Here is a 14127-nt window from a genome sequence, read left to right on the forward strand (position 1 = left end):
CGATTGTAACCGGGACCGCCGCGGCTTGCCTCGCGCGGCGGGCGGAAATGGGCAGTCAGCGCCGCGCGAGGCGCCGGCGTGCGCGTCGTACAGGCGCCTGAGCGGGCGTGGCGGCCGTCAGCCGGCCGGCAGCGCGTGCAGCCACTCGGCCACCGGGCACGGCGGCCCCAGCAGGTCTCCCTGGCCCTGGTCGCAGCCTTCCCATTTGAAGAACTCCAGGTCGGCCGCGCTGGCGATGCCGTCCGCCAGGGACTGCACGCCGAGCGTGTGCGCCAGCGCGATGACGGCGCGCGCAATCGCGCTGTGCTCCGGATCGGCCGCCACCCCGTCCACATGGGAGCGCGCGATCTGCATGCGGTCCGGCTGCAGGCGGCGCAGGTGGGCCAGCGAGATGGGGCCGCTGCCGACGTCGCCCAGCGTGATGGTCACGCCTTGGTCGCGCAGCCGGGAGCAGGCCAGGCGCGCGGTTTCCGCGTCGCCGCCCGGCATATCCCAGGCCCCGCTCCCGTCCGGCAGGTGGCCGGACAGCAGCAGGTCCAGCGCGCCGGCTGGCAGGCCGGCCTCGTCCAGGGCCTGGCGGACCTGCTCCGGCAGTGCCTGCAGGATGGCGCCGGCGCCGGCCGCGGGCAGCAGGACGGGCACGCTGATGCGTGGCGGCGGCTCGGCCGCCGCGGCTGCCGCTTCCCCCGCGGCGCGGGGCCGCAGTGGCGCCGCGCGCCATGCGCCGGCCAGCGCGCAGGCGTCGCGCAGCAGCGCGGCGTGCATCGGCTCCAGCAACGCCGTGCCGCGCAGGCGGTTGGCGAGGGCGGCGTGGGGCAGCCAGCCGTCCGCCTGCGGCCACTCGGGCAGCAGTGCCACGGCGGCGACGGTGCCGCGCGCGAGGTCGACCTGGCACTGGGCCTGCAGCCGGTAGCGCCGTTCGCGCAGGGCCCGTGCGACGTCTTCCTCGGTGCGCGGATCGTGCGTGGGCGCCGCTGCGGGCGGTGGCAGGTGCGCTTGCTGCAGCGCGCGCACGTACTGGTAGCTGCGCAGCCCGGCGATCACCACCGAGGCCAGCTTGCGCGCCGTCAGCTCGGTCTTGACGAAGTAGCCGTTGATTTCATAATCCAGCACCACCTCGGCTTCGGGCGCCATGCCGGGGTGGCCGGTGCGCAGCACGATCTGCACGTCGGCGTTGCGCAGTTCGCGGCGGATGCGGTGCACCACCTCCAGGCCGGCCTGGTCGGTCTCCATCACGACGTCCAGCAGCACCAGCGCCGTATCGGGATGCGCCGACAGGTGGGCCAGGCACTGCTCGCCGCGGTAGGCGCTGTGGAAGACCACCGGCCGGCCGCCGAAGCTGAGGTCGCGCAGGACCAGGCGGGTGACGTCGTGCACGGCGGGTTCGTCGTCGACCAGCAGCACCTGCCAGGGCGGCAGGGTCGACAGCGGCTCGGGCATCGGGGAGCTTGGACTCATGTTGGATTCCCGGCGGGAACGATTGGAATGGTGGCCCTGGCCGAGGGCGTGACGCGCGGCATGCGCACGGTGAATTCGACGCCGCCGCCGGCCCGCTCGGCCACCGCGATGGTGCCGCCCAGCCGCTGCGTGACCAGGTTGTAGACCAGGTGCAGGCCCAGGCCGCTGCCGCCCTGGCCGCGGCGCGAGGTGTAGAAGGGTTCGAAGATCTTCTCGTGCAGCGCGCGCGGGATGCCGCAGCCGTCGTCGGCATGGCTCAGCGCGATGCCGTCGTCCTCGTCGTGGCGGGCCGCGATGCGGATGGTGCCGGCGCGGCCGTCGCCGAAGCCATGCTGCAGCGAGTTCATCACGAGATTGGTGAGGATCTGCGCGATCGGGCCGGGGTAGCTGTCCATGACGATGCCGGCGGGGCAGTCGACCAGCAGCCGCACGCGGGTGTCGCGCAGGCCGGGCCGCAGGCTGGTCGCGGTCTCGCGCAGGTAGTCGCCGAGATCGAAGCGGCGCCGCTTCTCGCTGGCCTGGTCGACGGCCACCTGCTTGAAGCTCTGCACCAGCTGGGCGGCGCGGTTGGCGTTGGACAGCAGCAGCCTGGCCGATTGCGCCGCGTCTTCCAGGTAGCGCTCGAGCTCGCCCGGCTGCAGCTCGCCGCGCGCCTGCCGCGCCAGCACCGCATCGGTACGGTCCTGCAGGTAGGAGGCGGCGCTGACGGCGATGCCGACCGGCGTGTTGATTTCATGCGCGACGCCGGCGACCAGGCCGCCGAGCGAGGCCATCTTCTCCGACTCGACGAGGTGCTTGCGCGCCGATTCGAGATGGCGCAGCGACTCCAGCAGTTCCGCCCGCGCCAGCTCGCGGCTTTCGTGCGACAGCACGATCCACCAGGCGCCGAAGGCCAGCAAGGGCAAGGTCGCCGCGTAGACGCGCAGCAGCAGTTCGGCGAATGGTGTCGCGGACGAGGCGGCGGCGCCGTCCATCAGGCGCCAGGCCAGCAGGAACAGCGCGCCCATGGCCGCAGCCGCCGTCAGGAAGAGCGCCAGGAAGCGTGCCAGGCGCCCGGTGAAGCGCGGCGCCAGCATGCCCGCCGGGCCCGCGCGGTGCGCGCGGGCCGGGGCGTCGGCGGGCCGCTTGCAGGCATCGTGGCAGTGGTTGTCCAGGCCGCAGCACAGCGAACAGATCGGGCCGCCGTAGAACGGGCAGTGCGCCATGTCGGGCGCTTCGTAGTCGCGCTCGCAGACGCAGCAGCGGATCGGCTCGTCGGCGCGGTGCGCGCGGAAGCGGCTGTTGTCGCGCGCGATGTAGTAGCGGCCGCCGGTGGCATAGGCGATGGCCACGGCGCAGCAGAAGGATGCCGCCAGCGCCAGGAAGGCGGCGTAGGCGCGGGCGGTGGCGCCGAACAGTCCCGCGTAGGCGCCGAGGCCGGCCAGCGAGGCGGCCAGCATGGCCCCGCAGCCGACCGGGTTGAAGGCGTGCAGGTAGGCCCGGCGGAATTCCACGTGGCGCGGGCTGATGCCGAGCGGCTTGAGCACGACCAGGTCGGCCACCAGCGCCCCCAGCCATGCGGTCACGACGATCGCGTAGACGCTGAGCACCGCCTCCAGCGTGGCGAAGATGCCGAGCAGCGTCAGCAGCAGGGCGATCACGACATTGAACACCAGCCAGACCACGCGCCCGGGATGGTAGTGCGCCAGCCGCACGAAGACGTTGGACCAGGCCAGCGAACCGGCGTAAGCATTGGTCACGTTGATCTTGATCTGCGAGACGAGCACGAACAGCAGCGCCACCCCCAGCACCACCTCGGGGCGGTCGAACACCTGGCCGTAGGCCCACAGGTACATATGGATGGGCTCCATCGCCTGCCGGCTGTGGATGCCGGCGTTCAGCGCCAGTACCGCCAGCAGGCTGCCGGCCATGACCTTGAGTCCGCCGATCAGGATCCAGCCCGGACCGGCCAGCAGCAGGGCGCTCCACCAGGCGCGCCGGTTGGCGCGGCTGCGGTCGGGCAGGAAGCGCAGGTAGTCGACCTGCTCGCCGATCTGACCCATCAGCGAGAACAGCACGCCGGTGGCGGCGCCGAAGGCCAGCAGGTCGAAGCGCGCCGTGCCGCCGGACAGGCCGGTGAAGGCCGCCCACTGCGAGAACACGTGCGGGTCGTGGCCGAGGATGTAGGCGAAGGGCAGGACCAGCAGGACGGCCCACAGCGGCTGGGTCCACATCTGCAGCCTGTTGATCAGGGTCACGCCGAAGAAGACCAGCGGCACGATGGCCAGTGAGCAGATCAGGTAGCCGAGCGTAAGGTCCAGGCCGGTGGCGAGCGCCAGGGCCTGGGCCAGGATGGCCGATTCCAGCGCGAAGAAGATGAAGGTGAAGGAGGCGTAGATCAGCGAGGTGACGGTCGAACCGGCATAGCCGAAGCCGGCGCCGCGCGTGAGCAGGTCGATGTCGACGTTCGCCGTGCTGGCGTGGTAGGCCACCGGCAGGCCGACCAGGAAGATCAGCAGGCAGGCCAGCAGGATGGCGGGGAAGGCGTTCTGGAAGCCGAAGCTCAGGGTCACGCTGGCGCCGATCGCCTCCAGCGCCAGGAAAGAAGCGCCGCCCAGCGCGGTGTTGGCGAGCGTGAACGGTGTCCAGCGCCGGTACGAGCGGGCCGCATAGCGCAGTGCGTAATCCTCGAGCGTCTCGTTCGCGACCCAGGATTGGTACTCTCGTCGAATGCGCATGGCGTGGGCGTCGGCGCGGCGGGCGCGCTCGGGAATGCTGCGGGGCGAGGGGCCATGGCGCGCGGCGGCGCAGGCAGGCGCCCCGATTATTGTCGGATTCGCCGCGCCGCGCAATGCGGTGCGCCGAGGGTATGCGCGCCTTGACTTTTGCCGGGCGTGCGCAAACACTTCCCGGCAAAGATCCGGTCCGCGTCATTGCGGCGCCGACCCACGCCCCCCCGCGCTGCGCCGGGATACCAGGAGGAGCCGCGCTTGGCAGCGCACGACGCCGATCCGCCCGAGACGGGCGAACTGCTCTACCGCATCCACGCCGCGCGCGACGATGCCGCCTGGCACGGCGTCATGACGCAATTGTGCGAGCGCCTCGGCGCGGCGGCAGCGCTGCTGGCGCGGCGCCACCTGGCCAGCGGCCGAAGCGAACTCCTGCACGGCGCGCCCGCCGACGACGGCTTTGCACGCAGCTTTGCCGACTACGCCCCGCGCAACCCCTGGTTTCTCTTCGCCGACGCCTGCCAGCCGCTGCAGGTCAGCACCGGCGAAGACGTGCTGGGCAGCCGCGAGTTGTGCCGCACCGACTACTACCAGGCGGTACTGCAGCCCTACGGCTACCTGCATCGCCTGTTCGGCGTGGTGGCGCGCGACGGCGAGCATCTCTGCTACCTGGAGCTTTACCGGGAAGAAGGCCAGCGCCGCTTCGGCGCGCGCGAGAAGGCCGAGTTCCGGGGAGTGCTGGCGCATGTGGCGCTGGCGCTCGACAACCGCTGGCAGCGCCGCCGCGCCGACGACGTGGGCGCGGCGCTGATGCGCATCGTCGACAGCCATGCCGCGGCGACTTTCCTGGTCGAGCCCGACGGACGCATCGTCTATGCCAACCGCAACGCCCATGGCCTGTGCGGGCAGGGCAGCGGGCTGTACCGCGATGGCGAGCACCTGGCGGCGGTGATGCCGGCCGACCAGCGCGCCTTGCGCGAGATGCTGGCGGCGATGGCGCGGCTGCCCGCGGAGGGCGGAACGGCCGGCGGCCGCCAGGCGGGATCCGCGCCGACCCAGGTGCTGTCCGTGTCGGCGCCCGGCGGGACGCTGCCCACCACGTTGAACCTGCAGCCGGCCGGCGCCTGGCTGCATGGCGGGCCTGGCCGGCCGCGCGCCCTGCTGGTGGTCAGCGCGCGCCGCCAGGGCGCCGAGCACGCGCACCAGGATTGCCAGTTCGCGCGCCACTTCAAGCTGAGCGAGGCACAGGCGCGCGTCAGCGCCCTGGTCTTCGCCGGCCATTCGATCGCCTCGCTCGCGCAGGCCCTGCACGTGTCGGAGAACACGGTGCGCAGCCACCTCAAGCAGATCTTCCAGAAGACCGATACGCACGGGCAGATGGAACTGGTGCGGCTGCACGCGCAGCACTGCCCGCACGCCTGAGCGCGCCGCCCGGGCGGGCGCCCGCCTGGCCGATGCGTGCCGCGCCGTCCGCCGTACTTCCGCTCGACCCTCAGACCGGCTCTCAGGCCTGCGTTGCGACGCATTGCCTCCCAGCGCGCCATGACGCTTGCCGGTGCGCGCGCCATGGGTCCGGTCCGGCATCCGCTCCATCCGTCCCGCCCGCCTCACCCGCCTGGGGGAGGCGGCCTCGTCCGGCAGGGTGAGGGGCGAATCGTCGCCGCGAGGGATTCGCCGCGGCGGCCGCCTGCCTATAGTGGATCCGTTCGCCACAGGCGTGCCGCTGCCTTCGCGCCCGCCCCCAAACCCGGCGTGCCGCCGGGCCGGACCGAACGCTGAGGCGAGCCGCGCGCACGGCGGCAACCACGACAACGACCACAACGACAACGATAACGAAGGCAACCCGGAGGAGACGACATGCTAGGCCTGACCTTGCTGTACGTAGGCGCGGTGCTGTTCCTCAATGGCTTATGGCTGCTCGGCAGGATCGGCGACCGTGAGATCTGGGTGGTCAATATCTTCTCCGGCGGCGTGACCATGCTGGTGTCGCTGCAGCTCATCTTCGGCAGCGACGCCGGCACCGCCTCGATCAAGGCGGGCGCGCTGACGCTGCTGTTCACCTTCACCTACCTGTGGGTGGCGCTGAACCGGTTCAACGGCGCCGACGGCCGGGGACTGGGCTGGTTCAGCCTGTTCGTCTCCATCACGGTGGTGCCGGTGGCGATCGATTCCCTGCAGCAGGCGGCCAGCATCTGGGACATCTGGTTCGCCTGGTGCTGGGTGGGCTGGGGCGTGCTGTGGTTCCTCTACTTCGTGCTGCTGGCGCTGCAGCGCCCGATCCTCAGGCTGACCGGCGTCGCCACCGTGCTGGCGGGCATCGTCACCGGCTGGTTGCCCGGCTACCTGCTGCTCAGTGGCGCGCTGAAGTAGCGCTGCCGGCGGCGTTCCCCGCTTTCTTTCCCGACCGGCGCTCCGGCCCGGTCCGCCCTGAACCGGCACCCTGAACCGGAACTTTCAACCGGCACCCGACCGGACCCACTCCAAGGAGACAGGCATATGGCAGACACCCTCATCCGGGTCGACCTCAAGCAGTCGGCTTACGAGAACGAGAATGTCCACAACCGCTGGCACCCGGATATCCCGATGGCCTGCTGGGTCAACCCGGGCGACGATTTCGTCCTGGAAACCTATGACTGGACCGGCGGCTTCATCCAGAACAACGAGTCGGCCGACGACGTGCGCGACATCGACCTGTCCATCGTCCATTTCCTTTCGGGGCCGGTAGGCGTGCGCGGCGTCAAGCCCGGCGACCTGCTGGTGGTCGACCTGCTCGACATCGGCGCCAAGCCGGACAGCCAGTGGGGCTTCAACGGCTTCTTCTCCAAGCAGAACGGCGGCGGCTTCCTCACCGACCACTTCCCGCAGGCGCAGAAGTCGATCTGGGATTTCCACGGCATGTTCACCTCCTCGCGCCACGTGCCGGGCGTGCGCTTTGCCGGGCTGATCCATCCCGGCCTGATCGGCTGCCTGCCCGACCCCGCGCTGCTGCACGCCTGGAACGAACGCGAGCAGGCCCTGATCGATACCGATCCGCAGCGCGTGCCGCCGCTCGCCAATCCGCCCTTCGCCGCCACCGCCCACATGGGCCGGCTGCGCGGCGACGCGCGCCAGCAGGCGGCCGCGGCCGGCGCGCGCACGGTTCCGCCGCGCGAGCATGGCGGCAACTGCGATATCAAGGATCTCTCGCGCGGCTCGCGCATCTACTTCCCGGTCTATGTCGACGGCGCCGGTCTCTCGGTGGGCGACCTGCACTTCAGCCAGGGCGATGGCGAGATCACCTTCTGCGGCGCCATCGAGATGGCAGGCTGGGTCCATATGCGCGTGGACGTCATCCGCGACGGCATGGCCAAGTACGGCATCAGGAATCCGATCTTCAAGCCGAGCCCGATCACGCCGGCCTACAACGACTACCTGATCTTCGAAGGCATCTCGGTGGACGAGGGCGGGCGCCAGCACTACCTCGACGTCAACGTGGCCTACCGCCAGGCTTGCCTCAATGCGATCGAGTACATGACCAAGTTCGGCTACTCGCGTGCGCAGGCCTACGCCATCCTCGGTACCGCGCCGGTGCAGGGCCATATCAGCGGTGTGGTCGACATCCCCAATTCGTGCGCGACCTTGTGGCTGCCCACGCAGATCTTCGACTTCGACATCCGGCCCGACGCGAACGGTCCGGTGCGCCATATCCACGGCGGCGCGGACGTGCTGATCTCGCCTGACCGCCGTTGAGCGCGGCGGCTGGCGTCCCGCTGGCAAGCGGGTGGCGGGACGCCAGCCGCCGACGCGCCGCGCGCGGGCAGCGCGGGCGACAGGACAAGCGAAACAGTGCGAGGGAAACGGAGCGAAGGAGAAGGGAGATGCCGATCTACGAGTACGAGTGCGCCGGCTGCGGAGCGTTTTCTGCCATGCGGCGCGTGGCCGATCGCGACGCGCCGCAGGCCTGCCCGGACTGCGGGGCCGAGGCGAAGCGCATGGTAAGCCTGACCATGCTGGCCCTGATGCCACCTGCCCAGCGGCGCGCGCATGCCGGCAACGAGCGCAGCGCGCACGCGCCGGCGCTGTCGCAGGGCCATCGCCACGGCCCGGGATGCGGTTGCGGCACGGCCGCGGCCAAGCCCGCAACGGACGCGGCGAAATCCTATCCGGGCAAGCGTCCCTGGATGATCAGCCATTAGGTCGCTGGTCCCGGCATCTGCTGGGGCCGCTCACGGACGAACCGCGCAGGCTCTGCTGTCGTGCCCACGCGGAAGACGGCGCTCACCTGGGTTGCGGCGCGGGGCGGGACCACCGGCCGTTGAGCACCGCATAGGCCGTCAGGCCGATCAGCAAGCCCCAGAACGCGCCGCCGACGCCAAGCATCTTGATATTGGCAGCGGCTGCCAGGAAGGTGATCAGCGAGGCTTCACGGGTCCTGGCATCGGCCATGGCGCCAGCGAGGCTGCCGCCAATCGCACCCAGCAGCGCCAGGCCCGCCAGGGTGGTGATGAAGGTAGGCGGGAAGGCCATGAAGACGGCGGCCAGGGTCACGCCGAACACGCCGACGAGGATGTAGAAGACGCCCGCGGCGAAGCCGGCGATCCAACGCTTGGACGGGTCTTGGTGTGCCTCCGGGCCGGTGCAGATCGCCGCCGTGATCGCGGCAAGGTTGAACGCATGCGAACCGAACGGCGCCATCAGCAGCGAGCCGAGCCCAGTGATGGTCACGATGGGGTTGGCACTGGTCTTGAAGCCATCGTTGCGCAGCACCAGCATGCCGGGCATATATTGGCCGGTCAGCGTGATGAGAAACAGCGGCAAGGCCACGCTCAACAGCGCGTTGAGCGAGAACGCCGGCATGGTGAACACGGGTGCGGCGAACTTCAGCGTCAGCCCGGACAGGCCGACGCGATCCTGGATGAGGAGGAAAGCCAGTCCCAGCACCAGAATGCCGACCACGGCATAGCGCGCGGTGAATCGCTTGAGCACGGTGTAGGCCACGATCAGCATCCCCGCCAAGAGCGGATCGACGCTCATGCCGCCAAAGGCGCCGATGCCGAATTGCAGCAGGATGCCAGCCAGCAGGCCGGCGGCCACACCCGGCGGGATCAGGCGGATGACCCGCTCGAAGCAGCCTGTCAGCCCGAGCAGCACGAAGGCCGCGGCGGAGATCAGATACGCGCCGACAGCTTCCGCGTAGGGCGTGGTCGCCAGCGCCGTGACGAGGAACGCGGCCGCCGGCGTGGACCAGGCCGTGATGACAGGCTCGCGGGCGACCCAACTGAGGATGAGGCCGGTCACTCCCACGCCGAGCGAGACCGACCACACCCAAGAGGCCGTCAGCTCCGGGCCCAGGCCGGCCGCTTTGGCGGCCTGGAACACCAGAATGAAGGTGCCGCCGTAGTTCACGATGACCGAGACCAGGCCGGCCACGACAGGATGGGCGAGATCGCCCAGACGGATGGGAGACGGTGAGGTGGCGCGCAACATGGCCTTTTCTGACTCCTGCAAGATCGGTTCTTGAACGTTGTCGGGAAGCTACTTTTTTAACCTCGAAATGGCATGTTGTACCCAGCCAATTTCTCGACTGTCAGCCGACCAATCGCCGGGCATGCCCAGGCCCGGCCCCGACCCCGACTTGCTCCAAAGCCAGCATGGCCTGCTGGTGTCTTCCGGATCCTGTCGAGTGGTCGTTCTCGCCTTGGCCTTAAGATGGCGGGCATGTCCACGCCGTTCTTCCGGTGAGATACCCAGCCATTGTTCAAGCACGCCCAACTCGAATCCGTCAAAGCCTGGATGGGTGATCCGGCTCATGGCGCCTTGTCGCTGCATGCACGCATCCAGCGCGCCATCCGGCAGCTGATCCTCGACGGCGCGCTGGACATCGGCAAGCCTCTGCCCGCCTCGCGGGCGCTCGCGCAATCGCTGGGCGTTTCCAGGGACACGGTGGAAGCTGCATACAGCCAGTTGCAGGCGGAAGGGTTCATCGACCGGCGGGTAGGCAGCGGCAGCTTCGTCTCGCAGCGGGCGCAGTTGTCGCCGAGGCATGGCGCGGCTCAGCGCCATATACGGCAGCGCGAGTCGCCGCGCCTCAGCCAGCGCGGTGCGGCCATGTTCCAAAGTGGGGGTGTGCGCGAAACGCTGGCGCCGCGTCCCTTCGCCCCGGGCGTGCCGGAAACGCGCAGTTTTCCTTTGCAGACCTGGGAGCGGCTGCAGCGGCAAGTGTTGAAGGAGCAGGGAACGCTTGCCCTGACGCATGGCGACCCGCAGGGCATGGAACCGTTGCGGCGAGCCATTGCGGATTACGTCAATCTCGAACGCGGCGCCAGCGCCACGCCCGCGCGCGTCCTGGTGTTGACCAGTTCGCAGCAGGCCCTGGCACTGTGCGCGGCCGTGCTGCTCGATGCCGGTGACCGGATCTTCATCGAAGACCCCGTATATCACGGCGCGCGCAGGGCGTTCGACACCGCTGGCCTGGAATGCGTACCGGTTCCGCTGGATGCGCAGGGGATGCGGGTGGAGTCGCTGCAGAATGCCGCGCAGCCTGCCAAGGCAGTGTTCCTGACGCCTTCCCACCAGTTCCCGACCGGGGCGACCCTGGCGCTCGACCGGCGTCTCGCCATCATCGACTGGGCACGGCGGAACCAGGCCTGGATCATCGAGGACGACTACGACAGCGAATTCCACTATGCAGGAAGGCCCACGGCATGCGTGCAGGGTCTCGACGCGCACGACCGGACGATCTACATCGGCACCTTCACCAAGTCTATGTTCCCAGGCCTGCGCATCGGCTACATGGTCCTGCCGCCGCAGCTCGTGGCACCGATGACGGTTGCCCGCACGCTGCAGGACGGGCATAGCGCCGCCATCCCGCAACTGACGCTGGCGCGCTTCATGGAGGGGGGGCACTTCGGTGCGCATGTGCGCACCATGCGTGGCGTCTACGGCGAGCGGCGCGATGTGCTGGAGCGGCTCGTGCGCAGGCACTTGTCCGATTTCGTTGAACCGCGGGTGCCCAGCGGTGGCATGCAGATGCCATGCGTCTTGCTGCGCGACATCCCGGAGCGCAAAGCCATCGATGCCGCGCGCCGGGCCGGCATCGACCTGCTGGGACTGACGGCCCTGCATGCGTCCAGCGGGTCCGAGTCCGGCTTTCTCATGGGGTTTGCTGCCTATGCCCCGAAAGAACTGGAAGTGGCGGTCAGGAAGCTCGCCGATGTGCTTCGCGCGCTGGATCGGTGAAGGCCTCCCGTGACCTGATTCCTGGATTCGCCGGATCACCCGGTCTTTCGAACACCGGGCGCAAACGGCCGGTGCGGCGCGATCCCCTTGTGCTAGAGTGATTTCCCGGCGGACGGCCGCCCGCGCCTGGCGGGCGGGCTCGCAGCGGCGCTGCGGGCGGCGTGCCGCCGGCTATCGCAGGCCGCCATGATCATCCGTCCCCGCCCCAACTGGCTGCGCATGCTGTTCCTGCTGCGCGGCTCGGTGCTGCCGGCCATTGCGCCGCAACTTGCCCTGACCACCGGCTTCGCCGTGCTGGTGACGCTGCTGCACGGCAGGCTGTTCTCCTTGAAGATCCCGCTGACCTTCGTGCCGTTCTCGCTGATCGGCCTGACGCTGGCGATCTTCCTCGGCTTCCGCAACAACACGAGCTACGCGCGCTACTGGGAGGCGCGCGGGCTGTGGGGCAGCCTGCTGAATGCGTCGCGCACGCTGGCGCGGCAGGCCTGCACGCTGTCCGATGGGGTGGATGGCGCCGATGGTGCCGATGGTGAGGAAGCGGCGGCACGCGCGCGCCCCTTCGTCTACCGGCTGGCGGCCTTCGCGCACGCGCTGCGGCACCAGTTGCGCGGCTCGGCGCCGGGCCAGGACATGGCGCGCCTGCTGTCGCCGGAAGATTGCGCGCGCGTGGCGCAGGCGCGCTTCCAGCCTGCCGTGCTGCTGCTGATGGCGGGGGAATGGCTGCGCGACATGCGGCGCCGGGGTCGGCTCGATCCAGTGCTGGCGGCGGCGATGGAGCGCCCGCTGGAACGTCTCACCGAGGTGCTGGGCGGCTGCGAGCGTATCGCCGGCACGCCGATTCCCTTCACCTACGCGGTGATCCTGCACCGCACGACCTATCTCTACTGCCTGCTGCTGCCGTTCGGCCTGCTCGATTCGATCGGGCCGACCACGCCGCTGATCGTCGCCTTCATCGCCTACACCTTCTTCGCGCTCGAGGCGCTGGCGGCGCAGCTGGAGGAGCCGTTCGGCACCGCGCCCAACGACCTCGCGCTGGAGGCGATCTCGCTGACCATCGAAGCGACCCTGCGCGAGACGCTGGGCGAGCGCGACCTGCCGGCGCCGCCGGTGGCGGTGGATTTCGTGCTGCGCTGAAGCCGGGCCCGCGCCGGCCCCTTTGGCGGACCGGCGCGGGCCGCAGGTCAGCCGCGCGGCGCAGCGGCCGGCTGGCGGCCGTCGCCGTCCAGGCGGCGGTACAGCACGACCAGCAGCAGCAGCCAGGCCGGCCCGACGTACAGCGCCACGCGCGTATCGGGGAAATAGGCCATCAGCGCCACCACGCCGGCCAGGAAGGCGAGCGCGATCCACGAGCCGTAGGGCCAGAAGGGCATGCGGAAGGCGAGCGCCTTGCGCTGTGCCGGCGACAGGCTGCGGCGGAACTGCATCTGCGCCACCAGGATCACGGCCCAGGTCCAGACTGCGCCGAAGGTCGAGATCGAGGTGACCCAGACGAAGACCTTTTCCGGCACCAGGTAGTTGAGGGCCACGCCGCCGAGCAGGGCCGCCATCGAGACCAGCACCGCGCGGCGCGGCACGCCGTTGCGGTCGACCTTGGCGAAAGCGCGCGGGGCCTGGCCTTGCACGGCCAGGCTGTAGAGCATGCGCGCGGTGCTGAAGATGCCGCCGTTGCAGGAGGACAGCGCGGCCGTCAGCACCACGAAGTTGATGATGCCGGCGGCGGTGCGGATGCCCAGGCGCTCGAAGGTCATCACGAAGGGGCTGCCCTGGGTGCCGATGCCGTCCCAGGGGTAGAGCGACAGGATCACGAACAGCGCGCCGACGTAGAAGATCAGGATGCGCCAGAACACCGAGTTGATGGCCTGCGGGATGGACTTGGCGGGATTGCTGGCCTCGCCGGCGGTCAGCCCGACCATCTCGACGCCGAGGTAGGCGAACATCACCATCTGCAGCGACATCAGCACGCCGCCGGCGCCGTTGGGCAGGAAGCCGCCATGCGCCCACAGGTTGCCGATGCCGACCGGCACGCCGCCGTTGCCCAGGCCGAACACGATCATGGCACCGCCGGCCGCCAGCAGCGCCACGATGGTGACCACCTTGATCATGGCGAACCAGAACTCGAACTCGCCGTAGGCCTTGACCGCCAGCAGGTTGACGGAGCCCATCGCGGCGAGCGCGGCAAGCGCCCAGATCCAGCGCGGCACGTCGGGGAACCAGATGCCCATGTAGATGCCCACCGCCGTGATCTCGGCGATGCAGGTCACCAGCCACACGAACCAGTAGTTCCAGCCGGTCAGGTAGCCGGCCAGCGGGCCGAGGTAGTCCTGCGCGTAGCGGCAGAAGGAGCCGGCCACGGGATGGTGCACGGCCATCTCGCCGAGCGCGCGCATGATCAGGAAGATCATCGCGCCGCCCAGGGCATAGGCCAGCATGATGGCCGGACCCGCCATGCGGATGGCGGCCCCCGATCCCAGGAAGAGCCCGACGCCGATCGCCGAGCCCAGCGCCATCAGGCGGATGTGGCGCTCGCCCAGGCCGCGCTGCAGTTGCTCCGTTTGGTGTTCACCCATGTCTTCGTTGTCTCCGATGGTATCGACGGACGGCTCCGGCCCTTGTAGGGCGGAGCCGCAGGGGGCAGTGGAGTGCGCGGCGCGCGGAAGCCAGGTCATGGCGCCGCGTGGACGGCATTCTCTTGCCGAAAAAAGTCGGATGATGGCAGAAGATTCATCAATCTGCCAAATCCACG

At 69.8% G+C, this 14127-nt stretch carries 10 protein-coding genes; 6 read left to right on the plus strand and 4 right to left on the minus strand.

The features are described from left to right. Positions 1-117 precede the first annotated feature (117 nt). Together BKK81_RS26485 and BKK81_RS26490 are read right to left on the minus strand one after the other, a co-directional pair. Positions 118-1458, minus strand: coding sequence for an EAL domain-containing response regulator (locus tag BKK81_RS26485; protein WP_071019052.1), 1341 nt, complete (start codon positions 1456-1458; stop codon positions 118-120). Then, a complete protein-coding gene (locus tag BKK81_RS26490) occupies positions 1455-4175 on the minus strand; it encodes an ATP-binding protein (protein ID WP_071019054.1) in 2721 nt (906 codons plus the stop codon). Before BKK81_RS26490 ends, BKK81_RS26485 begins: the two co-directional genes overlap by 4 nt. A gap of 252 nt (positions 4176-4427) precedes the next feature. On the opposite strand from BKK81_RS26490, the gene BKK81_RS26495 reads away from it, so the two are divergent. The 4 genes from BKK81_RS26495 (at position 4428) to BKK81_RS26510 (ending at position 8341) form a co-directional block, all read left to right on the plus strand. Then, the gene (locus BKK81_RS26495; RefSeq protein ID WP_071019056.1) at positions 4428-5588 is read left to right on the plus strand and encodes a helix-turn-helix transcriptional regulator; all 1161 of its coding nucleotides are present in this window, start codon (positions 4428-4430) and stop codon (positions 5586-5588) included. A gap of 435 nt (positions 5589-6023) precedes the next feature. Then, positions 6024-6536, plus strand: coding sequence for an AmiS/UreI family transporter (locus tag BKK81_RS26500; protein WP_071019058.1), 513 nt, complete (start codon positions 6024-6026; stop codon positions 6534-6536). A gap of 126 nt (positions 6537-6662) precedes the next feature. After that, on the plus strand, positions 6663-7895 hold the full coding sequence (fmdA, locus tag BKK81_RS26505; protein WP_071019059.1) for a formamidase: 1233 nt from the start codon (positions 6663-6665) through the stop codon (positions 7893-7895). Positions 7896-8023: 128 nt separating this feature from the next. Then, complete coding sequence (locus tag BKK81_RS26510) at positions 8024-8341, plus strand: zinc ribbon domain-containing protein (protein ID WP_071019061.1); 318 nt, start codon at positions 8024-8026, stop codon at positions 8339-8341. An 82-nt stretch (positions 8342-8423) separates the two neighbouring features. Here BKK81_RS26510 and BKK81_RS26515 read toward each other — a convergent pair whose 3' ends face one another. Then, positions 8424-9632 carry a benzoate/H(+) symporter BenE family transporter gene (locus BKK81_RS26515; protein WP_071019062.1) on the minus strand — a complete coding sequence of 403 codons (1209 nt, stop codon included), beginning with the start codon at positions 9630-9632 and terminating at the stop codon, positions 8424-8426. A 267-nt stretch (positions 9633-9899) separates the two neighbouring features. Here BKK81_RS26515 and pdxR point away from each other — a divergent pair, with 267 nt between their 5' ends. Both pdxR and BKK81_RS26525 read left to right on the plus strand, forming a co-directional pair. Beyond that, positions 9900-11384: a MocR-like pyridoxine biosynthesis transcription factor PdxR gene (gene pdxR, locus BKK81_RS26520; RefSeq protein ID WP_071019064.1), complete on the plus strand. Its 1485-nt coding sequence runs from the start codon at positions 9900-9902 to the stop codon at positions 11382-11384. A gap of 186 nt (positions 11385-11570) precedes the next feature. Continuing rightward, positions 11571-12518, plus strand: coding sequence for a bestrophin family protein (locus tag BKK81_RS26525; RefSeq protein ID WP_071019066.1), 948 nt, complete (start codon positions 11571-11573; stop codon positions 12516-12518). A 47-nt stretch (positions 12519-12565) separates the two neighbouring features. On the opposite strand, the gene BKK81_RS26530 is transcribed toward BKK81_RS26525, so the two are convergent. Further along, positions 12566-13951, minus strand: a complete 1386-nt coding sequence (locus tag BKK81_RS26530) for an amino acid permease (protein WP_071019068.1) — start codon at positions 13949-13951, stop codon at positions 12566-12568. Positions 13952-14127: the final 176 nt, after the last annotated feature.

The sequence above is a fragment of the Cupriavidus sp. USMAHM13 genome (assembly GCF_001854285.1).
In the GTDB taxonomy this organism is placed as follows: domain Bacteria; phylum Pseudomonadota; class Gammaproteobacteria; order Burkholderiales; family Burkholderiaceae; genus Cupriavidus; species Cupriavidus malaysiensis.

What these genes read in the sequence shown, in the direction of transcription:
- BKK81_RS26490 (WP_071019054.1), bottom strand. Translation starts at nt 4,175, where the DNA reads ATGCGCATTCGACGAGAGTACCAATCCTGGGTCGCGAACGAGACGCTC.
- BKK81_RS26510 (WP_071019061.1), top strand. Translation starts at nt 8,024, where the DNA reads ATGCCGATCTACGAGTACGAGTGCGCCGGCTGCGGAGCGTTTTCTGCC.
- BKK81_RS26525 (WP_071019066.1), top strand. Translation starts at nt 11,571, where the DNA reads ATGATCATCCGTCCCCGCCCCAACTGGCTGCGCATGCTGTTCCTGCTG.
- BKK81_RS26515 (WP_071019062.1), bottom strand. Translation starts at nt 9,632, where the DNA reads ATGTTGCGCGCCACCTCACCGTCTCCCATCCGTCTGGGCGATCTCGCC.
- BKK81_RS26530 (WP_071019068.1), bottom strand. Translation starts at nt 13,951, where the DNA reads ATGGGTGAACACCAAACGGAGCAACTGCAGCGCGGCCTGGGCGAGCGC.
- fmdA (WP_071019059.1), top strand. Translation starts at nt 6,663, where the DNA reads ATGGCAGACACCCTCATCCGGGTCGACCTCAAGCAGTCGGCTTACGAG.
- BKK81_RS26500 (WP_071019058.1), top strand. Translation starts at nt 6,024, where the DNA reads ATGCTAGGCCTGACCTTGCTGTACGTAGGCGCGGTGCTGTTCCTCAAT.
- BKK81_RS26485 (WP_071019052.1), bottom strand. Translation starts at nt 1,458, where the DNA reads ATGAGTCCAAGCTCCCCGATGCCCGAGCCGCTGTCGACCCTGCCGCCC.